Origin of the sequence: Asanoa sp. WMMD1127 (assembly GCF_029626225.1) — a bacterium.
Taxonomy (GTDB): domain Bacteria; phylum Actinomycetota; class Actinomycetes; order Mycobacteriales; family Micromonosporaceae; genus Asanoa.
On record NZ_JARUBP010000001.1, the window covers coordinates 5,581,664 to 5,604,057 of the forward strand.

General features: G+C 71.8%; 25 protein-coding genes. 15 read left to right on the forward strand and 10 right to left on the reverse strand.

Annotation, left to right across the window (positions count from 1 at the left end; all coding sequences use genetic code 11):
- The first annotated feature begins 13 nt into the window (after nt 1-13).
- Nucleotides 14-940: an SDR family NAD(P)-dependent oxidoreductase gene (locus tag O7635_RS26600; protein ID WP_278083207.1), complete on the forward strand. Its 927-nt coding sequence runs from the start codon at nt 14-16 to the stop codon at nt 938-940.
- A 5-nt stretch (nt 941-945) separates the two neighbouring features.
- On the opposite strand, the gene O7635_RS26605 is transcribed toward O7635_RS26600, so the two are convergent.
- Together O7635_RS26605 and O7635_RS26610 are read right to left on the reverse strand one after the other, a co-directional pair.
- The gene (locus O7635_RS26605) at nt 946-1,674 is read right to left on the reverse strand and encodes an alpha/beta hydrolase (protein ID WP_278083208.1); all 729 of its coding nucleotides are present in this window, start codon (nt 1,672-1,674) and stop codon (nt 946-948) included.
- A 95-nt stretch (nt 1,675-1,769) separates the two neighbouring features.
- Nucleotides 1,770-2,771 carry a LacI family DNA-binding transcriptional regulator gene (locus O7635_RS26610; protein ID WP_278083209.1) on the reverse strand — a complete coding sequence of 334 codons (1,002 nt, stop codon included), beginning with the start codon at nt 2,769-2,771 and terminating at the stop codon, nt 1,770-1,772.
- 140 nt (nt 2,772-2,911) lie between these two features.
- On the opposite strand from O7635_RS26610, the gene O7635_RS26615 reads away from it, so the two are divergent.
- From O7635_RS26615 to O7635_RS26625, 3 genes are read left to right on the forward strand one after another with little or no spacing between them, the layout of a single operon-like run.
- The gene (locus O7635_RS26615; protein ID WP_278083210.1) at nt 2,912-4,213 is read left to right on the forward strand and encodes an extracellular solute-binding protein; all 1,302 of its coding nucleotides are present in this window, start codon (nt 2,912-2,914) and stop codon (nt 4,211-4,213) included.
- Nucleotides 4,210-5,202 carry a sugar ABC transporter permease gene (locus tag O7635_RS26620; RefSeq protein WP_278083211.1) on the forward strand — a complete coding sequence of 331 codons (993 nt, stop codon included), beginning with the start codon at nt 4,210-4,212 and terminating at the stop codon, nt 5,200-5,202. Before O7635_RS26615 ends, O7635_RS26620 begins: the two co-directional genes overlap by 4 nt.
- Nucleotides 5,202-6,032: a carbohydrate ABC transporter permease gene (locus O7635_RS26625; protein WP_278083212.1), complete on the forward strand. Its 831-nt coding sequence runs from the start codon at nt 5,202-5,204 to the stop codon at nt 6,030-6,032. Before O7635_RS26620 ends, O7635_RS26625 begins: the two co-directional genes overlap by 1 nt.
- Here O7635_RS26625 and O7635_RS26630 read toward each other — a convergent pair.
- Together O7635_RS26630 and O7635_RS26635 are read right to left on the reverse strand one after the other, a co-directional pair.
- A complete protein-coding gene (locus O7635_RS26630) occupies nt 5,977-6,483 on the reverse strand; it encodes a hypothetical protein (RefSeq protein ID WP_278083213.1) in 507 nt (168 codons plus the stop codon). The genes O7635_RS26625 and O7635_RS26630 overlap by 56 nt on opposite strands.
- 123 nt (nt 6,484-6,606) lie before the next feature.
- Nucleotides 6,607-7,149 (reverse strand): TetR/AcrR family transcriptional regulator, encoded by a 543-nt coding sequence (locus tag O7635_RS26635; RefSeq protein ID WP_278083214.1) that lies wholly within the window; start codon nt 7,147-7,149, stop codon nt 6,607-6,609.
- Nucleotides 7,150-7,280: 131 nt separating this feature from the next.
- Here O7635_RS26635 and O7635_RS26640 point away from each other — a divergent pair, with 131 nt between their 5' ends.
- Together O7635_RS26640 and O7635_RS26645 are read left to right on the forward strand one after the other, a co-directional pair.
- Complete coding sequence (locus O7635_RS26640; RefSeq protein WP_278083215.1) at nt 7,281-8,117, forward strand: SDR family NAD(P)-dependent oxidoreductase; 837 nt, start codon at nt 7,281-7,283, stop codon at nt 8,115-8,117.
- On the forward strand, nt 8,114-8,509 hold the full coding sequence (locus O7635_RS26645) for an aldehyde dehydrogenase family protein (protein WP_278083216.1): 396 nt from the start codon (nt 8,114-8,116) through the stop codon (nt 8,507-8,509). Before O7635_RS26640 ends, O7635_RS26645 begins: the two co-directional genes overlap by 4 nt.
- Here O7635_RS26645 and O7635_RS26650 read toward each other — a convergent pair.
- Nucleotides 8,469-9,125, reverse strand: a complete 657-nt coding sequence (locus O7635_RS26650; RefSeq protein WP_278083217.1) for a 50S ribosomal protein L11 methyltransferase — start codon at nt 9,123-9,125, stop codon at nt 8,469-8,471. The genes O7635_RS26645 and O7635_RS26650 overlap by 41 nt on opposite strands.
- A 418-nt stretch (nt 9,126-9,543) precedes the next feature.
- Nucleotides 9,544-9,747, reverse strand: a complete 204-nt coding sequence (locus tag O7635_RS26655) for a cold-shock protein (RefSeq protein WP_278083218.1) — start codon at nt 9,745-9,747, stop codon at nt 9,544-9,546.
- Nucleotides 9,748-10,372: 625 nt separating this feature from the next.
- Here O7635_RS26655 and O7635_RS26660 point away from each other — a divergent pair.
- Entirely contained in the window at nt 10,373-11,371 is a 999-nt protein-coding gene (locus tag O7635_RS26660; RefSeq protein WP_278085578.1) for an IS481 family transposase, read from the forward strand.
- Here the strand turns inward: O7635_RS26660 and O7635_RS26665 are convergent.
- Nucleotides 11,368-11,994: a TetR/AcrR family transcriptional regulator gene (locus O7635_RS26665; RefSeq protein WP_278083219.1), complete on the reverse strand. Its 627-nt coding sequence runs from the start codon at nt 11,992-11,994 to the stop codon at nt 11,368-11,370. The two genes, O7635_RS26660 and O7635_RS26665, sit on opposite strands and share 4 nt — an antisense overlap.
- Nucleotides 11,995-12,063: 69 nt before the next feature.
- On the opposite strand from O7635_RS26665, the gene O7635_RS26670 reads away from it, so the two are divergent.
- The 3 genes from O7635_RS26670 (at nt 12,064) to O7635_RS26680 (ending at nt 13,423) form a co-directional block, all read left to right on the forward strand.
- Nucleotides 12,064-12,771, forward strand: coding sequence for an SDR family oxidoreductase (locus O7635_RS26670; RefSeq protein WP_278083220.1), 708 nt, complete (start codon nt 12,064-12,066; stop codon nt 12,769-12,771).
- Nucleotides 12,772-12,790: 19 nt separating this feature from the next.
- On the forward strand, nt 12,791-13,024 hold the full coding sequence (locus tag O7635_RS26675) for a 4-oxalocrotonate tautomerase family protein (protein WP_278083221.1): 234 nt from the start codon (nt 12,791-12,793) through the stop codon (nt 13,022-13,024).
- A 258-nt stretch (nt 13,025-13,282) separates the two neighbouring features.
- Complete coding sequence (locus tag O7635_RS26680) at nt 13,283-13,423, forward strand: hypothetical protein (protein WP_278083222.1); 141 nt, start codon at nt 13,283-13,285, stop codon at nt 13,421-13,423.
- 43 nt (nt 13,424-13,466) lie between these two features.
- Here O7635_RS26680 and O7635_RS26685 read toward each other — a convergent pair whose 3' ends face one another.
- A complete protein-coding gene (locus O7635_RS26685) occupies nt 13,467-14,867 on the reverse strand; it encodes a PLP-dependent aminotransferase family protein (RefSeq protein ID WP_278083223.1) in 1,401 nt (466 codons plus the stop codon).
- On the opposite strand from O7635_RS26685, the gene O7635_RS26690 reads away from it, so the two are divergent.
- The 4 genes from O7635_RS26690 (at nt 14,866) to O7635_RS26705 (ending at nt 20,621) form a co-directional block, all read left to right on the forward strand.
- A complete protein-coding gene (locus tag O7635_RS26690) occupies nt 14,866-15,825 on the forward strand; it encodes a DMT family transporter (protein WP_278083224.1) in 960 nt (319 codons plus the stop codon). The two genes, O7635_RS26685 and O7635_RS26690, sit on opposite strands and share 2 nt — an antisense overlap.
- A 139-nt stretch (nt 15,826-15,964) precedes the next feature.
- The gene (locus O7635_RS26695; RefSeq protein ID WP_278083225.1) at nt 15,965-17,197 is read left to right on the forward strand and encodes a cytochrome P450; all 1,233 of its coding nucleotides are present in this window, start codon (nt 15,965-15,967) and stop codon (nt 17,195-17,197) included.
- A 9-nt stretch (nt 17,198-17,206) separates the two neighbouring features.
- Nucleotides 17,207-17,875 carry a TcmI family type II polyketide cyclase gene (locus O7635_RS26700; RefSeq protein ID WP_278083226.1) on the forward strand — a complete coding sequence of 223 codons (669 nt, stop codon included), beginning with the start codon at nt 17,207-17,209 and terminating at the stop codon, nt 17,873-17,875.
- A gap of 151 nt (nt 17,876-18,026) precedes the next feature.
- Nucleotides 18,027-20,621, forward strand: a complete 2,595-nt coding sequence (locus O7635_RS26705) for a DUF4062 domain-containing protein (protein ID WP_278083227.1) — start codon at nt 18,027-18,029, stop codon at nt 20,619-20,621.
- On the opposite strand, the gene O7635_RS26710 is transcribed toward O7635_RS26705, so the two are convergent.
- Together O7635_RS26710 and O7635_RS26715 are read right to left on the reverse strand one after the other, a co-directional pair.
- Entirely contained in the window at nt 20,611-21,279 is a 669-nt protein-coding gene (locus tag O7635_RS26710; RefSeq protein WP_278083228.1) for a Type 1 glutamine amidotransferase-like domain-containing protein, read from the reverse strand. The two genes, O7635_RS26705 and O7635_RS26710, sit on opposite strands and share 11 nt — an antisense overlap.
- Nucleotides 21,276-21,788, reverse strand: coding sequence for a pyridoxamine 5'-phosphate oxidase family protein (locus tag O7635_RS26715; RefSeq protein WP_278083229.1), 513 nt, complete (start codon nt 21,786-21,788; stop codon nt 21,276-21,278). Before O7635_RS26715 ends, O7635_RS26710 begins: the two co-directional genes overlap by 4 nt.
- Nucleotides 21,789-21,869: 81 nt before the next feature.
- Between O7635_RS26715 and O7635_RS26720 the strand changes: the two genes are divergently transcribed.
- Complete coding sequence (locus O7635_RS26720) at nt 21,870-22,394, forward strand: helix-turn-helix domain-containing protein (RefSeq protein ID WP_278083230.1); 525 nt, start codon at nt 21,870-21,872, stop codon at nt 22,392-22,394.

Here is a 22,394-nt window from a genome sequence, read left to right on the forward strand (position 1 = left end):
TACCGTAACAGCCATGACTGAGTTCCACTCCCGCACGACAGCCGCCGAGGTCCTGGCCGGCGTCGACCTGACCGGCCGCCGGATGATCGTCACGGGCGGTGCCTCCGGCATCGGCGCCGAGACGGTCCGCGCGCTGGCCGGCGCCGGCGCCGAGGTGACCGTCGCCACCCGCGAGCCCGCCGACGCCAAGCCGCTCGCCGACGAGCTGCCCGGCCGGGTGCTCGCCCGCCGCCTGGACCTCGCCGACCTCGACTCGGTCGCGGAGTTCGTCCGCGGCTGGGACGGGCCGCTCGACGCCCTCGTCGGCAACGCCGGCATCATGGCGCTGCCGACCCGGCAGACCACCGCGGCCGGCTGGGAGCTGCAGCTCGCCGTCAACTACCTCGGGCACTTCGCCCTGGCGTACGGGCTGCACGACGCGCTCGCCGCCGCCGGCTCGGCCCGGGTGGTTTTGGTCAGCTCGGGCGCCCACCTGCGTTGCCCGGTCGACTTCGACGACCCGCAGTTCGACCGCCGGCCGTACGACGGGTTCGCCGCCTATGGCCAGTCGAAGACGGCCGACGTGCTGCTCGCGGTCGGGATCGCCGAGCGGTGGGCGGCGGACGGCATCGTGGCCAACGCGGTCGCGCCGGGCTCGATCCACACCAAGCTCCAGCGGCACCTCGACCGCGACACGATGGTGGCGTGGGGCGCCATGGACGAGGCGGGGGAGCTGCTGGTGCCGGCCCATTTCAAGACGGCCGCCGAGGGCGCGTCGACCACCGTGCTGCTCGCGGCGTCGCCGACCGTCGCCGGGGTGACCGCGCGCTACTTCGAGGACAACCGCGAGATGCCGGTCGTACCCGGTGGTCCCGACGCCCGGACGGGCGTGGCCGCGCACGCCCTCGACCCCGCGGCCGCCGACCGCCTGTGGGAGCTGGGCCTACCGTTCGTGCGCTGACCGGGTCACTCGCCGACGGCGGTGGCGGCGGCCACGATCGCCTCCGTCGTCGCCCGTGGCTGCGACACCATCGAGACGTGTGAGGCGGCCACCTCGGTGACCGTCGCGCCCGCGCGCTCCGCCATCCGGCGCTGCGCGCTCGCCGGGATGATCCGGTCCTCGGTGCCGATGACCGCCCAGCTCGGCAGCGACCGCCACGCCGGGGGACCGGACGGGGTCATGTTGGCGCTCAAGGTGAGTGGGCGCTGGCCCGCCGCGATCAGCCAGCGGTCCTGCTCCGGCAGGTCCTGGGCGAACGAGCTGTGCACGGTCTCGGGCTTGAGGAAGGCGTCCGCGTCGCCCTCCGGCGCGCCCGGGTAGCCGATGACGTCCAGCACGGTGGTCGGGTCGGGCACCGCGAGCGCCGACCCCGAGTCGCCCAGCACGCCGAACGTGGTCTCGCCCTCGTCCGGCATGAACGCGTCTACGTAGACGAGCGCCCGGACGTCGCCGCCGTCCAGCCCGGCGTTGGTGGTGACGAAGCCGCCGTACGAGTGTCCAACGAGGACGACCGGCCCGGCGGTCCGCTGACCGAGACAGGACGCGACGTACGCCGCGTCGTTCGTCACGCCCCGCAACGGGTTCGGCAACGCCAGCACCGTGAACCCCATGTCCCGCAGGGCCGTGACGACGGAATTCCAACTCGAGGCGTCCGCCCAGGCGCCGTGCACCAGGACGATCGTGGGTCGTGCCATGCGGATCTCCTCCCTCGGCCACTGACTGCCTCGTAGCCACGAGAGGCGACGCCAAACCTCCGGCGGCCAGGCTGGTGCCGGTGGGTCCCGCGGGGTCAGAGTGGGCGGCAGGAGGCCCGGACGACCAGCTCCGTCGGCATGCGGATGTGGGTTTCCCGCTCGACGCCGGCGATCAGGTCGACCAGCAGGCGCAGCGCCTCGGCGCCCATCTGCTGCAGGGGTTGCATGATGGTCGTCAGGGGCGGGTTGACCACGGCCGACTCGGGGACGTTGTCGAAGCCGATGACCGACAGGTCGTCGGGCACCGACAGGCCCATGCCGCGCGTCACGTCCATTGTGGAGATGGCGGAGAGGTCGTTGCCGGCGAACACCGCCGTCGGCCGGTCGGGCAGCGCCAGCAGTTCCGCGGCCGGGCCCTCGGCGCTCTCGCTGCGGAAGCCACCGACGCGGACCAGCCGCTCGTCGACGGCGACGCCCGCGTCGGCCATCGCCTTGCGGAAGCCCGCCTCGCGCAGCCGGGCCGACTCGAGGTCGGGGCGGCCGCTCAGGTGGCCGATCCGCCGGTGGCCGAGCGAGAGCAGGTAGTTGGTGGCGAGCACCGCGCCGGCGAAGTTGTCGGAGTCGATGGTCGGCAGGCCGGACGGGCCGGTGTGCGGGTCGACGGCGACGACGTGGAAGTCCTGCTTGGTCTCGACCACGGTCGGCGTGACGATGACGGCGCCGTCGATCAGGGTGCCGGAGAGGCGGGCCAGCGAGCGCCGTTCCCAGCCGATGGCCGTGCCGCCGCCGTCGCCGCTGGAGTAGGCGAGCAGCTGGTAGCCCGTGCCCGCCAGCTCCTTGGACGCGCCCTTGAGCAGCTCCGTGGAGAACGGCTCGAACTCGGCGACCAGGATGCCGAGCACGTTGGTGCGGTGGCTGCGCAGGCTCTGCGCGCCGAGGCTGGCCTCGTAGCCGAGCTGGTGGATGACCTGCTGGACGCGCTCGACGGTCGCCTGGGCCACCCCGTAGCGACCATTGACGACCTTGGACACGGTGGCCACCGAGACGCCGGCCGTGCGGGCCACGTCCGACATCTTCACACGCTGCGGGAACGCCACGCCGATGAGGATAGCGGGCGGTCGGGCGTACCCCTGGAGCGTTTCGAAAACGATATCGATAACGATTGACACTGGCTTGTGATGGCTGCGAAACTCGCCGTCAATCCCGAGCACCCGACTGACCGGTCGAGGAGAGATCGATGGCGATCAAGCACCGTGCTCTTGCGATTTTTTCGGTAACAGCCCTGCTCGTCGCCGGTTGCGGCGGCGGCGGTGAGGACGAGGCGCCCGCCGCGGACGAGCTCTACAAGAACCCTGTGACGCTGACCTGGTGGCACAACGCCTCCCAGGACGGCCCCGGCAAGACCTACTGGCAGAAGGTCGCGAAGGACTTCTCCGCGGCGCACCCGAGCGTGACGATCGAGATCGAGGCGATCGAGACCAACCAGCTCCAGCGCACCCGGCTCCCCGCCGCGCTGCTGACCAACGACCCGCCGGACATCTTCCAGGCCTGGGGCGGCGGCGAGATCCGCGAGCAGGTGGAGGCCGACTACCTCAAGGACGTGACCGAGCAGGTCAGGACCGAGGTCGGCAACATCGGCAGCGCCGCCGAGATCTGGCAGGTCGACGGCAAGCAGTACGGCCTGCCGTTCCGGATGGGCATCGAAGGCATCTGGTACAACAAGGACATGTTCGCGCGGGCGGGCATCTCCGCCCCGCCCACCACGTTCGACGAGCTCAACGACGCGGTCACCAAGCTCAAGGCCATCAACGTCGTGCCGATCGCGTTGGGCGCCGGTGACAAGTGGCCCGCCGCGCACTGGTGGTACAACTTCGCGCTGCGCGCCTGCTCGGTCGAGACGCTCAAGAAGGCGTCCGTCGACCTGGTCTTCGACGACCCGTGCTTCGTCAAGGCCGGCGAGGACCTCAAGACCTTCATCGCCACCGAGCCGTTCCAGAACAACTTCATCGCGACCCCCGGGCAGAACGACCCGACCAGCGCCAACGGCCTGCTGGCCAACGGCAAGGCCGCGATGGAGCTGATGGGCGACTGGAACAAGGGCACGCTGGAGACGGTCGCCGAGGATCCCGAGGCGCTCAAGAAGTTCCTCGGCTGGTTCCCCGTGCCGGCCCTCTCCGGCTCCGCGGGCGACCCGAAGGCGGCCCTCGGCGGCGGCGACGGCTTCGCCTGCGCCAAGAACGCGCCGGCCGAGTGCGTCGAGTTCCTGAAATACATCGTGAGCCCCGAGGTGCAGACGGGGTACGCGGAGACGGGCACCGGCCTGCCGGTGGCCAAGGGCGCCGAGGCGGGTGTCGAGGACCCGGCGCTGAAGTCCATTCTGGAGGCCACCTCCGGCGCCACCTATGTGCAGCTTTGGCTGGACACCGCGTTCGGCAGCACGGTCGGCAACGCGATGAACGACGCGATCGTCGGCATCTTCGCCGGCAAGGGCACCCCGCAGCAGGTGGTCGACGCGATGAAGTCGGCTGCCAAGAAGTGACCTCGACCAAGGTGAGCCCCGCCGGTGGCGCGTCCGCGCTGCCGGCGGGGCGACCGCCCGCCCGCCGCCGGTCGTCCCGGGCGGCCGAGACCCGGCGCAAGTGGTACGAGATCATCGGCCTTACTACGCCGGCGATCGTCGTCTACGTGATGTTCGTGCTCGTGCCGATGGGCTTCGCCGTCTACTACAGCCTCTTCCGCTGGCGCGGCGTCGGGGCGCCGACCGACTACGTCGGGTTCGACAACTACGTGCTCGCCTTTCAGGACCCGATCTTCCTGGACGCGCTGCGCAACAACGCCGTCATCGTGGTCGGCTCGCTGCTGGTGCAGGGCCCGATCGCGCTCGGCGTCGCGCTGCTGCTCAACCGGCGTTTCCGCGGGCGCACGGTGTTCCGGCTGCTGGTCTTCGTGCCCTACGTGCTGGCCGAGGTCACCGCCGGCATCATGTGGAAGCTGATCCTGACCGACGGCGGCACGGTCGACGCGCTGCTGCGCTCGCTCGGGCTCGGCGGCCTGGTGCAGGCGTGGCTGGCCGACCTCGACGTGGTGATCTGGACGCTGCTGTTCGTGCTCACCTGGAAGTACGTCGGGTTCGCCATCATCCTGCTGCTCGCCGGACTGTCCAATGTGCCGCCGGAGCTGACCGAGGCCGCCGCGATCGACGGCGCCGGCTGGTGGCAGATCCAGCGGCACGTCACGCTGCCGCTGCTCGGCCCGACGATCCGGATCTGGATGTTCCTGTCGATGATCGGCTCGCTGCAGGTCTTCGACGTGATCTGGGTGACGTCGGTCCCCGCCGTCCGTTCGCTGGGCGCCTCGGCCACCATGGCGACCTACATGGTCGACAACGGCTTCTTCGCCCGGCTCTGGGGCTACGGCAACGCGGTCGCCGTCATCCTGTTCGTCATCTCGTTCGTGGCGGCGCTGCTGTTCCAGCGGTTCCTGCTCCGCCGCGACATCCAGGGCGCGCTCACCGGGAGGGTGAACTGATGGGTGCTCGGCCGTTCTCCTGGGGCAACCCGCTGACGTACGCCCTCGCCTTCGCCGTGGCCGCGGTGTCGATCGCGCCGGTGGTCTACGTGATCGTCGGCGGCTTCCGCACCACGCCGCAGATCGTCGCCGACCCGGCCGGGCTGCCCGACCCGTGGGTCTGGGACAACTACCGGCGGGTGCTGACCGAGAGCGACTTCTGGGGGCAGGCGTTCAACAGCGCGGTCATCGCGATCGGCACGACGGTGTGCGTCGTCGTGCTCGGCGTCTGCGCGGCGTACGTGCTGGCCCGCTACACCTTCCGCGGCCGCGAGGCGCTCTACACGTTCTTCACCCTGGGCCTGCTCTTCCCGGCCGGCGCGGCGATCCTGCCGCTCTACCTGATGCTGCGCGACCTCAACCTGACGAACTCGTACTACGCCGTGATCCTGCCCCAGGTCGCGTTCTCGCTGCCGCTCACGATCGTGATCCTGCGCCCGTTCCTCACGGCCATCCCGCGCGAGCTGGAGGACGCGGCGGCGATCGACGGCACGGGCCGGCTCGGCTTCCTCTGGCGGATCACGCTGCCGCTGTCGCGACCGGCCCTGGTCACCGTCGGCGTGCTCGCGTTCGTGGCGAGCTGGAACGCGTTCCTGCTGCCACTGCTCGTGCTGGGCGACGTCAGCCTGCATACGCTGCCGCTGGGCGTGCAGAACTTCAGCAGCCAGTACACATCGGACACCGCCGGCATCCTGGCCTTCACGTCCCTGGCCATGCTGCCGGCGTTGCTGTTCTTCACGTTCGCGGAGAAACAGATCGTGGGTGGCCTGCAGGGAGCGGTGAAGGGCTGACCCGCCGGGCCCGGACGGTCGCGACCAGGAACCAGAGCAGGACGGCGAGCACGCCGGTGACGAGGGCGGGGGCGAAGGCCCAGGGGAGGGCGCGCGGCGAGAGCGTCCAGGCCTGCTGGGTGTCGGCGAGCACTCTCGGGTGCTTGGCGGACTCCGGGATCCGGACCTCCCACTCGTACGCCTCGTTCGGGTGCTCGGGGTCGAGCGCCTGCCACGAGGTGCCGACGTCGACGCCGTGGATCGGGCCGCGATGGCCGTGGCCGCCCCGGGTCCAGTTGCCGACGCACCGGTGGTGCCGGACCTCCTGGCGGTCGTAGGTGACGTAGCAGTGGTCGACCGTGGCCCGCGGCTCGTCGGCCCCGGGCCACAGACCGGCCAACCAGGACAGCACGCCGCCGAGCGCCAGGGTGGCGAGCACCATCACGGCGAGCCTGGTCCGGAACGCGTCCATGGGCTGCCCCTTCGTCTGCTGGCCCACCGTAGCCGTGCGGGGCCGTGCGTCGTCGCCCCTGACCGGTCGGGTGGAGCGCCGGAGGAACACGGACCTTCACCGCAGCATCAGGGGCATCGCGTTTCAGCGCCAGACTCCGTGGAGGAGGGTGTCGACGACTAGGTCGGCCGCCTCGGGCGGTGGCATCTCCGGGAATCGGTAGGCGGCAGTGCTGACCAGTTGGTCGAGGACGGCGCGGGCCCATTCCGGGGCGACGCCCGCACGCAGGAAGCCCTCGTCGGCGGCGCGCTGGACGAAGGCGTCGAGCCGGGCGCTCTGCCCGGCGGCCCGGGCGGCGGCGGGCGGATCGTTGCGCATCATGCGGTGCGTGTCGACCGGCCACTCGCGGCTGACCGGCACGATGCCCTCGACGAAGCGGTGCAGCGCGACCGGCACCGGCGCGGTCGTGAGGCGGGCCTCGTCGAGGACCCGCTCGGCCGAGTCGAGCTTGGCGTCGAAGACCGCGCTGAGCAGGGCCTCGCGGCTGGCGAAGCGGCGGTGCAAGGTCGTGCGGTCTACTCCGGCCGCGCTCGCGATCGCCGACAGGGGAGTGCTCGGGTCGTCGGCCAGCAGGCGGGCGCCGGCGCGGAGGACCTGGGCGAGATTGCGGGCGGCGTCTGCTCTCATGGTGTGTTAGATCATACCCGCTGTAGCAGATGGGCAGCCACAAGCAGCCGTCCGGTGGCGGCTGGAATATTTAGTGCTACGTTCATGTCGTACTTAGCGTTCCAGCTTCAACATGTTCTAGGAGATTCGCGATGACACGCACGTGGTTGATCACCGGGGGTTCGCAGGGCCTCGGTCGAGCCCTCACCGAGGCGGCGTTGGCGGCCGGCGACCGGGTGGCGGCGACCTCTCGGCAGGCCGACGCGCTGCCCGAGCTGCGGGCGGCGTACCCGGATCGGCTGTTGACCCTGCCCTTGGACCTCACCTCGGAGGCGGCGGCCCGAGACGTCGTCGCGACCGTGGTCGACCGCTTCGGCTCGCTCGACGTCGTGGTCAACAACGCCGGGTACGCGACCAGCGGCTCGATCGAGGACTTCCCGGCCGACGAGTTCCGGGCCCAGGTCGAGACGAACCTGTTCGGCGTGATCAACGTGACCCGGGCGGCGCTGCCCGTCCTGCGCCGCCAGCGCTCCGGCCATGTCGTGCAGATCTCGTCCGTCGGCGGGCGGGTCGGCGGTACGCCCGGCCTCGGCGCGTACCAGACCGCGAAGTTCGGTGTCGCGGGCTTCTCGGAGGTGCTGGCCAGCGAGGTCGCGCCGCTGGGGATCAAGGTGACGATCGTCGAGCCGGGCGGCATCCGCACCGGTTGGGCGGCCGGTGCGGCGCAGACCTCGGGCCCGACCACGCCGGACTACGCTGAGACGGTGGGGCGGTGGCAGGCGATGTTCGGGCAGTACACCGGCCAAGAGCCGGGGGATCCGGCCCGGATGGCGCGGGCGATCGTCGAGGTGGCCGACGGGCCGGAAGCACCCCGCCGGCTGTTGCTGGGCAACGACGCGCTGGACATCACGCTGGCCGCCGAGGAGTCGCGGCTCGCCGAGGCGCGGAAGTGGGCCCACGTCAGCCGATCCACGGACGTGGTCGCATGATCGTCCGGGACAGGCTCTACGTCGGCGGCGCCTGGGTGCCGCCGAGCTCGCCGGCGCTGCTGGAGATCCGGTCGCCGCATGACGGGTCGGTGCTCGGGCAAGCCGTTCAGGCGGCCCCGTCCGATGTGGACGACGCTGTGGCGGCGGCCCGGGCGGCGTTCGACGAGGGGCCGTGGCGGCACACGACGAAAGTGCGTGCGCTGTCGGTCGCCCGCCGGCTGTGCACCGGCACCGTGACCGTCAACGGTTCGCCGATGAGCTTCGACGGCCCGTTCGGCGGTTACAAGGCCAGTGGCATCGGTCGGGAGTACGGGATGGTCGGCCTGCTCGGTTACATCGAGCACAAGTCGGTCACCCGGGCACGGGTAGCCGCGCGTAGTTCCGCGGCGTGAGCACGCTGGCCGCGGTCAGCTCGGCGTCCTCGCCGATCAGCGACGACACCGGATAGGTCGTGACGACCTGCCAGTCCTCCGACGGGATCCGGCCGCGGCCCGGGTCACCCGCGACGACCAGGGTGTCGCGCTGGGCGGCGGCGAGCAGGAACGGCAGGACCCGGTCGGCGAGCTGGTCGTTGTAGAAGGCGTCGCCGGCCAGCACCACCTCGGCCCGGATGTCCGCGATGGCGTCGGGGGTCAGGTCGAGCAGGTCGGTCGACAACGGAATCACGTGTACGCCGTTGACGCGGGCATTGGCCCGGATCGCCGCCGACGCGTACGGGTCGATGTCGTTGGCGACCACGACTGACGCGCCGGCCATCGCCGCCGCGATCGCGACGAGCCCGGAGCCGGAGCCGAGGTCGAGCACCCGCCGCCCGGCAACGGTCTCGGGGGCGTCGAGCACGTAGCGGGCGACCGCCTGGCCGCCGCCCCAGGCGGTGGCCCAGAACGGGGCGGGCATCTTGTGACCGGCCTGGGCCTCGAGCCGCGCCCAGAAGATCGTCGGATCCTCGGCGAGGAAGAGCTGCACCTCGGGCACCAGCCCGGTGCGGGTGAGTCGGAGACCGTCCATGTCGATCGCGCCTCCTTCCAGGTTCGAGCCGGCCCGGTCGTCTGCCGGGCCTGGATCGCCAGGTCGGTGGGGACCCTGGTCACCGCCGCGCCGATAACGGCCTGCTGCCGTTACCGGTGATGTCGCTTGTGGTGCCGTTCACGGGTGGTCGCGTGGTGCGTGGTGCGTTGTGCCGTGTGGCTACCTGCAGTGTCGTCCACCGGGCGCAGATCTGCCCGCTGTGGCGCCTTCGGTCCGGCTCAGGTCCTGGAGCCGTGCCCCGGTACCGCCATCGTGGCCCGCGCCGCGGCGCTGCTGCGGCCGAATTCGTGATTTTCCCTCTCGGGGGTGCCGGCTGGCACCGGCTGCCCGGCTGCCCGGCTGCCCGGCGGGCCGTGCCCAGGCCGATGTCGTCAGGCCCGGGCACGACCGCAACGGGTCAGATGACGCGGATGTTGGACGCCTGCGGGCCCTTCTGGCCCTGCGTGATGTCGAACTCCACGCGCTGGTTCTCTTCCAGCGAGCGGAAGCCGTTGGCCTGGATGGCCGAGAAGTGGGCGAACACGTCGGGGCCTCCACCGTCCTGCTCGATGAAGCCGAACCCCTTGTCAGCGTTGAACCACTTGACGGTACCTACTGCCATTTCCTCTAACCTCTCGGAATGGTGCCCACACCGTGCGGGCGCCGCGATTGCCGCATGCATCCATCCCGACCGGCGTGCCGGCACAAACACAAAACGCCCGTGGTTGGCTGCCCGGGCGTCTGCTTGGTATGGGGAACATGTAACCGCAATATCGGAACGGTAGCACGCACGCCCCGGCCCCGCGCCCGCGGCGTGACCGGTCCGCGCGGGGTGTCGCGCGGTCAGCCCCGCCCGGCGTGGCGGCGCAGCGGCCTGGCGGCCCAGGGGCCCAGCGGCCTGGCGGCCCAGCGGCCCAGCGGCCTGGCGGCGCAGCGGTCCGGCGGCCTGGCGGCGCAGCGGCCTGGCGGCGCAGCGGCCTGGCGGCGCAGCGGCCTGGCGGCGCAGCGGCCTGGCGGCGCAGCGGCCTGGCGGCGCAGCGGCCTGGCGGCGCAGCGGCTCTGGTGGCCCAGCGGCCGGCCTCGCAGGCGTGGCAGCTCAGCGGTTGGAGGCCTACCGTGCGCTAGGTGTGCTGTCCAGGGAGGTTGGTCAAGGTTGTGTGACGAGACGATCTAGGTCTTGAACGGGTGAGGCCTCCGGTCGTGAAGTGGAGCTGTCGAAGAACCGCTTCACGTTGACTGGAGGCCTCGTGGCACACGCTAACGCAGCTCTGACTCCGATAGCACGTCTGAAACTGGCCCGGCTGGTAGTCGAGCAGGGCTGGACGATCGCCGCGGCCGCGCGGCGGTTCGACGTGTCGTACCGGACCGCGAAACGGTGGGTTGACCGGTACCACGCCGCGGGTGAGGCCGGTATGCAGGACCGCTCCAGCCGGCCGCACCGCAGCCCGACGCGCACGCCGCAGCCGCTGGTCCGCACGATCGTGCACCTGCGATTGAAACGCCGTCTCGGACCGGTCCAGATCGCCGCCCGGCTGGCGATGGCGGCCTCGACCGTGTACGCGGTTCTGGTCCGCTGCCGGGTCAACCGGCTCACCCACATAGACCGGGTCACCGGGGAACCTGTCCGCCGTTACGAACACGATCATCCCGGGGCGATGCTGCACGTCGATGTGAAGAAATACGGGAACGTCCCCGACGGGGGCGGTTGGCGTTTCGTCGGGCGCCGCCAGGGCGACCGCAACCGGCAGGCCACCGCCCAGCGCACCGGAGTGCGCAACGCCAAGTGGGAACCCAGGGTCGGGACCGCGTTCGTCCATACCGTCATCGATGACCACTCCCGCGTCGCCTACGCCGAGATCCGCGACGACGAGAAGGCAGCCACCGCCATCGACGTCCTGCGCCACGCGGTGGCCTGGTTCGCCGCCCGCGGTGTGACCGTCGAACGAGTCCTGTCCGACAACGGATCGGCCTACAAGTCCCACGCCTGGCGCCAGGCCTGCACCCAACTGGGCATCAAGCCGCGCAAAACCCGCCCCTACCGGCCACAGACCAACGGGAAGGTCGAACGGTTCCACCGGACCATGACCGACGGCTGGGCACTGGCCCGGCTCTACACCAGCGAACAGGCCCGCAGGAAGGCCTTACCGGCCTTCCTGCATCACTACAATCACCACCGACCCCACACCGCCATCGGCGGCCAACCACCCATCACCAGGTTGACCAACCTCCCTGGACAGCACAGCTAGGCCGTAGGGGCGGTTGAACGTGATCGGCCTCGCACCTGGAGTAGGTTGAGGGCGTTGGTCCACAGCGTGTCGAGCTGGTCGGGGTCGTTGAGCAGCTTCGCCAGCAGGACTCGGCCCTCTAGCTGGGCCACGATGGAACGCGCGGCTTCGCGGCTGTCGACGGACAGGTCGGCCAGGTGGTGCGCCTTGGCGTCGACGACGACCTCTTCGATCAGGTCGATCTGGGCCTCGAAGATCTCCTGCAGCCGCTTGCGGATCTCCTCGGCCTGGTTGCTGAGCTCCAGCGCGAGATTGCCGAACAGGCAACCCACCACCACGCCCGCGCGCTGCTGGCCCTTGCGCTGCACGTCTTCCGTGGCCTCGAACAGGTCGCGCAGGCGCTGCAGCGGGTCGCGCTCGGTCCTGAGCACCTCCACCCACTGCGCCCGCTGGGCTGCCCAGTGCTCGTCGATCACCGCGAGCGCCAGCGCCTGCTTCGACGGGAAGAAGTAGTAGAAGCTGCCCTTCGGTACCCCCGCCGCCGCGCAGATCTCGGCCACCCCCAACGCCGAGTAGCCGCGCTGCTCGATCAGCACCTTGGCCGCCTCGAGGATCTTGTCTCGCGCGTCACTCGTGCGTCCCATGCCTTGGAGCTTACACGACCGGTCGTCTAGCTTTTAGTCGACCAGTCGTCTAGTAGTAAAGGAACGCTCATGACCAGTCAGAAAGTCGTCGTGATCACCGGTGCGTCCCAGGGCATCGGCGCCGGCCTCGTCGAGGGATACCGCAAGCTCGGCTACGGCGTCGTGGCCACGTCGCGCTCGATCGCCCTGAGCGACGACCCACAGGTCGTCACCGTCCAGGGCGACATCGCCGACCCGGCGACGGCGGACCAGGTGGTCGCCGCGGCGCTGGACCGCTTCGGCCGGATCGACACCGTGGTCAACAACGCCGGGGTCTTCATCGCGAAGCCGTTCACCGACTACACCGACGACGATTTCGACCTGCTCGTCGGCGTCAACGTCGCGGGCTTCTTCCACCTCACCCGGCGTGCCCTGCCACACCTGGCACAGACCGGCGCCGGCCACGTCGTCAACATCACGACGAGCTTCGTGGACCAGCCGAACTCCAACGTGCCGTCGGTGCTGGCCTCGGTGACCAAGGGCGGGCTGAGCTCGGCGACAAAGTCGCTGGCCATCGAGTACGCGACCCGCGGCGTACGCGTCAACGCCGTGGCGCCGGGCATCATCAAGACCCCGATGCACCCGGTCGAGTACCACCCGACCTTCGACGGCCTCCACCCGGTCGGCCGGATGGGCGAAGCCAGCGACATCGTCGAGGCGGTGCTGTATCTGGAGTCGGCCCCGTTCGTCACCGGCGAGATCCTCCACGTCGACGGCGGCCAGAACGCCGGACACTGACCAGAAAGGACGAGGAACGATGCCGATCGTCACCATCCAGATCACCAAGGAAGGCACCACCCCGGGTGCGGAGGCCGCGACCGCCGAGGAGAAGGCCGCCCTCATCAAGGGCGTCAGCCAACTGCTGCTCGACGTGCTCCACAAACCGATGGAGGCGACCTTCGTCGTCATCGACGAGGTCGAGACAGAGAACTGGGGCTGGGGTGGCCTCCCCGTGGAACAGTTCCGCGCGCAACGCCGGAACGCTCAGTAGCGGTGCGGGGTTGGCGCTTCGCACCAATCCCGCCACCAATCTTCGGTCGCCCGACAAGCCCCGGCGTGCATCTCCTCCGGCATCAGGGCGGCTGATGCCGCCGGCTGGGCCGGACCTGATGTGTCGCGGGCTGGGCCGGCCTGACCGCCTCAACCGGCCTCGCCGCCTTTGACAAGCTGGGCGCCCCGCACTGCGCTCACGGAGAGTGCGCCCCAAGGGCTGATGCGCTCCACGAGACGCTGACCGGGCAGGTCCCGGGTGTCCGCGGACACGTGGGAGGAGCTGACCTGGGCGCTAGCCGCCACGTGGGAGGAGCTGACCCGGGCGCTGGCCGCCGGCCGCGTCCCGGCGCCCCTCGAGCTGCGCGCTCGGGTCGACCTCACCACGAACCGCCCGTGAACATTGGTCGGAGCTCTTCGGTGGCCCCGTGCGCGACGACGCGTCATGCGCCGTCGTTGAGGGCCCGGGCGAGGCGGCGGACGGCGTCGTCCATCAGGTCCGGTGGCGCCGCGGCGTAGGTGAGGCGGAGGTGGGGCGCGTCGGGTTCGGCGGCGTACCACGGGCGGCCCGGGAAGACGATCACGCCTTCGGTGGCCGCCCTCGTGGCCAGTGCGACGTCGTCCGTTCCCGCGGGGAGCTCGACCCACAGGTGCAGGCCGCCGCGCGGGACCACCGTCGGGACCAGCTCCGGGAGGTGGCGGTGGAGCGCGGACAGCAGCGCCTCGCGGCGGGTGCGGAGCGACGCGCGTAGGCCCCGGCGGTGGCGCGACCAGGACGGCGAGCTGACGAACTCCAAGGTGGCCAGTTGGAGCGGGCCCGCGACGAAGAAGTCGTCGAGCAGGCGGGCGGCGCGCAGGCGGGCGCCGGCGGGGCCGCGGGCGCCGATGGCGGCCACGCGCAGGCCGGGAGCGGCCGATTTGGTCAGCGAGCGCACGTAGACCACGTGCCCGTCAGGGTCGTCGGCCGCCAGCGGTGGCGGGGGCGTGCCGTCGATCGTCAGGTCGCGGGCGTAGTCGTCCTCGATGAGGAACGCGCCGGCCGCGTCGAGGGCGGCGGCCACGGCGGGGCGGCGGGCCGCGGCCAGCGTCGCGCCGTGCGGGTTGGCGTGCAGCGGCTGGCAGTAGAACAACCTGGCCCCGGTGCGGGCGAAGGCGGCGGCGAGCTGATCGGGGCGTACGCCGTCGGTGTCCGTCGGCACCGGCACCACCCGCAGGCCGGCGGCGTGCGCGGCGGCCAGCGCGCCGAGGTAGGTGGGGGACTCCACCAGGATCGTGTCGCCCGGAGTGGTGAGTGCGCGCAGCGCGGTCGACAGCGCCGCCTGACCACCCGGACAGATCACCATGTCGTCCGCGCGGAGACCGGCGCCGGTCTCGCGGGCGAACCAGGCGCGCAGGTCCGGATGGCCCTCGGCCGGGCCGCGTTGCCAGGACGCCGGCTGGCGGGCCGCCCGGGCCAGCGCGGCGCCGAGGGCGGCGGCGGGTTGCAGGTCGGCGTCCAGGTAGCCGCCGGAGAGCGGGATCGCGCCGGCCGGGGGTAACGCCAGTAACGCTTGCATCTCCGTCTCGCCTGACCGGCCGGGGCCGAGGGCCACCGTCTGCCACGCCAGGTCGGGCGGCTGGGCGGGCGCGTTCCGCGGCGCCGCCACGTAGGTGCCGCGGCCGGGCCGGGTCTCGACCACTCCTTGGGCGACCAGCTGCCGGAGGGCCTCCGCGACCGTGACCGGCGACGCCTGGTGCCGGACGGTCAGCTCCCGCACCGACGGCAGCCGCGTGCCGGGCGCGGCGGCCGATGCCAGACCGCGCAGATCTTGGATAACGCGAGCCGCTGCGTTACCGTCACTCATGAGAGCAGAGAGTAGCGCTACCGGGCCGAACACGGTAACGGCCGGGTTCGCGCTCGGGGCGTTGGGCGTGGTGGCGTTCAGCATGTCGCTGCCGGCCACCCGGATCGCGGTGGCGCAGCTCGACCCCTGGTTCGTCGCCTTCGGCCGGGCGGTGGGCGCGGCGCTGCTGGCGGCGGCCTACCTCCGGTGGACCGGCGCGCCCCGGCCGACTCCCGCCCAGTGGCGGCGGCTCGCGGTCGTCGCGCTCGGGGTCGTGGCCGGGTTCCCGCTGTTCACCTCGCTGGCGCTGCTGACCCAGACCGCGTCCCACGGCGCGGTGGTCGTCGCCGTGCTGCCGGCGATGACGGCCGTGTTCGCGGTGCTGCGCGCCGGCGAGCGCCCGCCGCCGCTGTTCTGGCTCGCCGGCGCCGGGGGACTGGTGGCGGTCCTCGCCTTCCTGGCCGCGAGCGGCACGGTCCACGGTGGACTCAACCACGCCGACCTGTTCCTGCTCACGGCCGTCACGCTCTGCGGCCTCGGCTACGCCGAAGGTGGCGCGCTCGCGAAGGAGCTCGGCGGCGCCCGTACCATCTGCTGGGCGCTGCTCGTGGCCCTGCCGGTCACGGTCCCGATCACGGCCGTGGCCGCGGTCGCGAATGCACCCGCGGCGGACGGCCGCGGCTGGGCGGCGTTCGGCTACCTCACGCTGGTGTCGATGTTTCTGGGCTTCTTCGCCTGGTACGCCGGCCTGGCCCGCGGTGGCATCGCCCGCGTGGGCCAGATCCAACTGGTGCAACCGGTGCTCACCATGGCCTGGTCGGCCCTGCTGCTGTCGGAGCCCATCACCCCGATCGCACTGGTGGCCGCCGCGGTCGTCCTGGTCTGCGTGATCCTGACCCAACGCACCCGCACCGGCGCGGCCACGACGCCGCTGGCCGAGGACGGCGAAGGTCGCCGCCGGACAAACCTCCAACGCTGACCAGGTCACGGACGCGGGGCGGCGACCACTCGGCCGGGCCGCGCTCCACCGAATCGGCGTAAAGGCGCGGAAAGCCCACAGAAGGGACTAACGCGGTCTAATCTCCGAGTTGAAGCGCCGGCGAGCCCGAGGAGGCACGATGGCCGACGATGCCGTACCAGCGGCGGAGCTCTACACCGACGAGTTCGCCGTGGACCCGTATCCCGCCTTCGCCAAGCTGCGCACCGACAGTCCAGTGTGTCCGGTCAGCTCGCCGCGGTTCGACTCCTACCTGATCACGCGGTTCGAGGACGCCAAGGCCGCGCTGACCGACCCGCGGCTGTCCAAGGACCTCTACGGGCCGGGCCAGCACTTCCTGCGGATCTTCGGGCCGAACTCCGAGGGCCTGAACAAGAACATGCTCAACTCGGATCCGCCGGAGCACAGCCGGCTGCGGCAGGTGACCTCGCGGGCCTTCGCGCCGCGGCGGATCGAGGCGCTGCGGCCGCGGGTGACCGAGATCGTGGCCGACCTGCTCGACAGGGTCGTGCCGCAGGGCCGGGCCGACCTGATGCGCGACTTCGCGATCCCGCTGCCGATGATGGTCATCTCGGAGCTGCTCGGTATCCCGCGCACCGACCACGAGCCGGTGCTGGCCTGGACGCAGGTGATCCGCGAGTCCGGGTCGTCCGGCCGGCCGCCGGCCCAGGAGAAGGCGGCCGTGCAGGAGGCGCAGGCCTGGCTGCACGGTTACCTGACCGAGCTCGTGGCGGCCAAGCGTGCGACGCCCGGCGACGACATGGTCAGCATGCTGATCAGCGCCTGCGACGACGAGGGGCTGCTGTCCGACCGCGAGCTGGTCAGCACCACGTTCCTGCTCCTGTTCGCCGGCCACCAGACCACCGCCGACTTCATCGGCAACGCGATGGTGGCCCTGCTGACCCACCCGGACCAGCTCGAGCTGTTGATCGAGCAGCCGGAGCTGCTGCCGCACGCGATCGAGGAGCTGCTTCGCTTCGACGGTCCGCTGCCGGTGGCCAGCCCACGGATCGCCACCGAGGACCTCGACTTCCAGGGCGTACGCATTCCCGAGGGTTCGGTCGTCGGTGTGGTGATCAACTCGGCCAACCACGACCCCGCGCAGTTCGAGGACCCGGACCGGCTCGACCTGCGGCGCGAACGGGGACCGCACCTCGGTTTCGGCCACGGCGTGCATTACTGCCTCGGCGTCTCCTTGGCCCGCATGGAGGCGCAGATCGGCATCGGTGAGCTGTTGCGCCGGATGCCGGGCCTCGCGCTCGGCAAGCCGGTCGAGGAACTGCGCCGGCTGCCGGCCGCGTCGCCGTTCCGCGGCCTCATCGAGCTTCCCGTCACCTTCAACACCAATCTGTGAGGAGCAGCCGTGGTATTCCGCAACGTCATCGTCTGCCGCATCGTCCCGGGCAGTGAGCAGAAGGTGGCCGACGTCTTCGGTCACTTCGACAAGGTGACCCGGCCGCAGGACGTGGGCGTGACCGGCCGCATCCTGCTGTCGCTGCAGGACCTCTACATCCACGTCGTCGAGCGGGCCGAGGACCCCGAGGTGTCGGGCCAGAAGCGCGGCCTGCCGGCCTTCCAGGAGATCGCCGAGAAGATCGCGCCGTACGTCACGCCGTACCCGCGCAACTGGCAGAACCCGTCCGACTCGGTGGCCAAGCCGTTCTACAGCTGGGTCGCGCCGGGGCGCACGCCGGCCGCCGGCGCCAACCCGTTGCTCATCGTGCAGCGGATCAAGCCCGGCTCGGAGGCCGAGGTCGCCCGGATCTTCCGTGAGTCCGACGAGGGGCCGCTGCCGACCCAGATGGGCGTGGCGGGCCGGTGGCTCTACTCGATCGACGACGTGTACGTGCACCTGATGGAACGCACCGACGCCGCGGTCGCCGAAGGCCTGGGCGGCAACCACCACGCGCCGGCGTTCTCGAAGATCATCGAAGACCTGAGCCCCTACGTGGCGCCCTACGACCCGAAGTCGTGGCGCGGGCCGCAGGACTCGGTGGCCAAGCCGTTCTACAGCTGGCAGGCCGCCGACTGAGTCGGCCGACCGGGGTCGCGGGGGTGTGAGCGTCGTCGCTCCGCCCCCGCGATGGCGTTCACGGACCGCGACCGGCGCTATACATGTCGGTTGGGGGATCCGACATGCGCACGTACGAGCTCAGCCGGTCCGGGCCGCGGGAAACGGGCCCGTGACCGCGGTCACGTCCGATCCGGTCGACGCGGATCGGGTCATCCTGACGCCGGACCAGCGGCTGCGGGTGTTCGTCAGCTCGACGCTCGCCGACCTGACGGCCGAGCGGCAGGCGGTCCGCGACGCCATCGCCGGCCTGCACCTCGTCCCGGTGATGTTCGAGGCGGGCGCCCGGCCGCACGCGCCCCGCGACGTCTACCGGTCCTACCTCGAACAGAGCCAGATCTTCGTCGGCGTGTACGGCGAGAGCTACGGCTGGATCGGGCCGGACGCGCCGGTGTCCGGCATCGAGGACGAGTACCGCCTCGCCGGCGGACTGCCCCGCCTGGTGTACGTCAAGCACCCGGTCGCCGGCCGCGACGCCCGACTGGACGCCCTGCTGGCCGCGATCGCCCGCGACGGCGAGGTGTCCTACCGCCGGTTCCACAGCGCGGCCGAGCTGCGCCGCCTGGTCGAGCACGACCTGGCCGTGCTGCTCTCGGAGAGCTTCCACCGCCACGGGCCGGCCACCGGCGAGGAGGCGGCGCCCGGGCCGATCCCGGTGCCGCGCACCCCGCTGGTCGGCCGCGAGCACGAACTCGATCTGCTGTCGGGCCTGTTGACCGACGCTCGGGTGCCGTTGCTGACGCTGGCCGGACCGGGTGGCGTCGGCAAGACCCGGTTGGCCGCCGCGCTGGCCGCCCGCGTCGCGTCCCTCTACCGGGACGGCGTGCGCTACGTCGACCTGTCGACCGTCGCCGGCGTCGAGTCGGTGGGTGAGGCCATCGCGCGGGCGCTGCGCCTGCGCACCTCGGGCGGGGTCCGGTCGTGCGAGGACCTCGCCATGTTCCTGCGCACCAAGCGCATGCTGCTCGTGGTCGACAACTTCGAGCACGTCGCCGAGGCGGCGCCGGACCTGGCCACGCTGCTCCGGGCCGCGCCGGGCGTGACGGCCGTGGTGACGAGCCGCATGCCGCTGCGGCTCAACGACGAGCGGGTCTTCCGGGTCCCGCCTCTGCGGGCGCCACAGGCGAACGGCCGCCTCGATCCGGCCGAGGTGCTCGAGCGCTACAGCGCCGTGCGGTTGTTCGTCGACCGCGCCCGGGCCGGCGACCGGCGGTTCGCGCTGACCGCCGACAACCTGGCGCCGGTGCTGGAGATCACCCGCCGGCTCGGCGGTCTGCCGCTGGCCATCGAGCTCGCCGCGGCCCGCGTGCCGCTGCTGTCCCCGGCCGGGCTTGCTGCCCGGCTCGACGACCAGCTGAGCCTGCTCACCGGCGGCCAGCGCGACCTGCCGCCGCGCCAGCGCACCCTGCGCGACACGCTCGCCTGGAGCCATCAGCTGCTGCCGCCGGACGCACAGCGGCTGTTCGCCGTGACCGGCGTGTTCGCCGGCGGTTTCGACCTGCCGGCCGTCGAGGCGGTGGCGACCTGCCTCGACGAGCCGCTCGACGTGCTCGACGGGCTGGAGTCCCTTGTGGACGCCGCCCTGATCGACCGGGACGGCGACGCCCGCTTCCGGATGGTCGACAGCGTGCGGCACTTCGCCCTGGAGCGGCTGGCCGCCACCGCGGGCGAGGGGGCCGCCGTCCGCGAGCGGCACGCCGCGTACTTCCTCGACCTGGCCCTGCAGGCGGCGCCCCACCTCAACGGCCCGGACTCGCCGGACTGGTTGGCCCGCCTCGACCGCGAGCACGGCAACCTGGACGCGGCGATCAACTGGCTGCTCGACCAGGGCCGGCGGGCGGACGCGTTGCGCTTCGGCTGGGCGATCTGGCCGCTGTGGTGGCGCCGGGGCTACCTCGAGGAGGGGCAGCGCTACCTGCGCCGGACGCTCGACGACCCGCAGCGGTTGTCGCCCCGGTTGCAGGGGCGGGCCCTGGTGGCGGCCGGGGCCATGGCGTTGGTGTCCGGCCAGGACGAGCAGGCCCGCGCCGACTTCGAGCGGGGCCGTCAGCTCGCGCACGCGACGGGTGACGCCGTCACCGAGGCGCGCGCGCTCGGCCCGCTGGGCTCGTTCGCCGCGCGGGCCGGCGACCACGAGACGGCCGACCGGCTGCTGCACCAGGCGTACGACCTGGCCGTGCGCACCGACGAACGCTGGCTCGTCAGCCTGTTCCACAGCCGGCTCGGCATGATCGCCCTGCAGGAGGGCGACCCGGCCGCCGCAGGCGACCACCTCGCCGAGGCGATGCGTGTCTCGGCGGAGGCCGGCGACGAGCTCGGGATGGTGGTCGCCCGCTACACCTGCGGCGTGGTGCTGGTCGCACGCGGCGAGCTCGCCGGCGCCCAGGACAGCCTGGTGGCCGGCCTGCGCGCGGCGGCGGAGAGCGGCGACGTCGCCAGCGTCGGCCTGTTCCTGACAGTGCTGGCCGACCTGGCCGGCGCCCAGGACCGGCCGGTGCGGGCGGTGCGGCTGGCCGCGGCCGCCGGCACCTTCGAGACCCCGTCGAGCCGCCTGTGGATCCAGGCGTACGTGCCGCCGTGGCCGACCCAGGGCGCGGGCCTCGACGAGCTGCGGGAGCGGCTGGGCCACGAGCGGTTCGAGCGGAGCTGGCGCGAGGGGGAGCGACTGGGCCTGCGCGGCGCGGTGGAGGAGGCGGCTAGGCCGTGAACTCCTTCCAGTGCCCCTCGGAGATGACCTCGACGGCGCCGTCGACGACCTTGATGGCCGTTTCGTCGTCGATCGCGTAGGCCAGGCCACCCAGCTCCGCGGCCCACTTCTCCGCCGCGGCCATCGTGTTCTCCGGCAGCATCTCGTGGTCGACGTGCGGGAAGATCGAGAAGTCGACGAGACCCAGCGTGGTGTCGTCCCCGGCGGGCGGCCGCCAGTCCACGAAGTCCTCGCCGATGCGGGGCGTCAGCACCATGCTGCCGGCGCTCAACCCGACCCAGACGGTGTCGCGCAGCGACGGCAGCAGGTCGGCCAGCCCGGACTCGCGCATCCAGTGGCAGAGGAAGAGCGGGTCGCCGCCGTTGACCAGCAGCACGTCCGCGTCGCGGACCGTGGGGACCCACGTGTCCTCGCCGACGCTGGGCAGCGCGGTCAGCTCCAGCACGCCGACGGACTTCCAACCCAGCTCGGTCATCGGGCACTGCGGTTCCTGCCCGCTGATGAACCGCCACGACCGCACCTCGCCACCGCGCCGGGCGTAGATGGCGGTGGGAATGCACAGCGCGGTCGACTCCGCGATCGGCTTGCCCAGCAGGTCGACCAGCGCGCCGTGGATGCTCGGGTTCTTGACGCCTCCGGACGTGAGCAGCAGTTTCATGATGTCCCTTCCTGGCGGTAGGTGGTCTGGCCGAACGGTTCACCCTTGGCATGGGCGTACGCCTTGTCGGGCGTCACCTCGAACACGACGAGCCGGGTGTCGGGCGTCAGGGCGGCGACGGCGCCGTCACGGATCTCCAGCTGCCAGCGGCCGTCCCAGCGGCCGCGGTAGAGCGCGGCGACCCGCCGCAGCTCGGCCTCGTCGGTCACCGGCACGGCGGTCCCCTCGACGGCCACGTCGAGCCCGCCTTCCCAGGCGGTGTCGCCGGCGAGCACGAGCACGTGCGGGTTCGCCTGGATGTTGGCGTGCTTCACCTCGGTGCTGCCGGTGTGGAACCAGACCCGGCCGGCATCGACGACCGGGACCATGGGTGTCGCATGTGGACGGCCGTCGGGCCGCACGGTGACGATCCAGGCGACCTCGGCCGTGGCCAGCCGGGCCTGCGCGTCGGCCCAGGGCACCGCCTCGGCCCGCTCCTCGCTGTAGCGCCGGTCGATGCGCCCACGCACGATGCCTCCCAAACTGCTTGCAGAATGAAAGTGGTCGCGGTGACGCTAGCATGACCGGTTGCGAAGTACCATCAGTTCGCGATGACTGACGTAGGAGACCCGCACCGGTCCGGCTGCCCGATCAACCTGGCGGTCGAGGTGCTGGGCGACCGGTGGTCGCTGGTCGTGCTGCGCGACGTGATGTTCGGCGACCGGCACTACTTCCGCGAGCTGCTGACCGGGTCGCAGGAGGGGATCGCGTCCAACATCCTGGCCGACCGGCTGCGGCGGCTGGTCGGGCACGGTCTGCTCTGGCGGTCGGACGACGCGACGCACCGGCAGAAGATCCGCTACAGCCTCACCGAGGCCGGCGTGCAGCTCGTGCCGGTGATGGCGGCGCTCGGCTCGTGGGGGCGGCGGCACCTGCCCGTCAGCCACGAGCTGTCGGTGCGGGCCGAGCTGCTCGAGCGGGGTGGGCCGCAGCTGTGGGACCGGTTCATGGCCGAGCTGCGCGAGCAGCATCTCGGCATCCCGCGGCCGCCGGGCACACCGTCGGTCTTCGCCGAGCTGCAGGCGGCGTACGAGGACGCGGTGAGGGGCGGCCCGCAGGCCGCCCCTCCCAGGTGA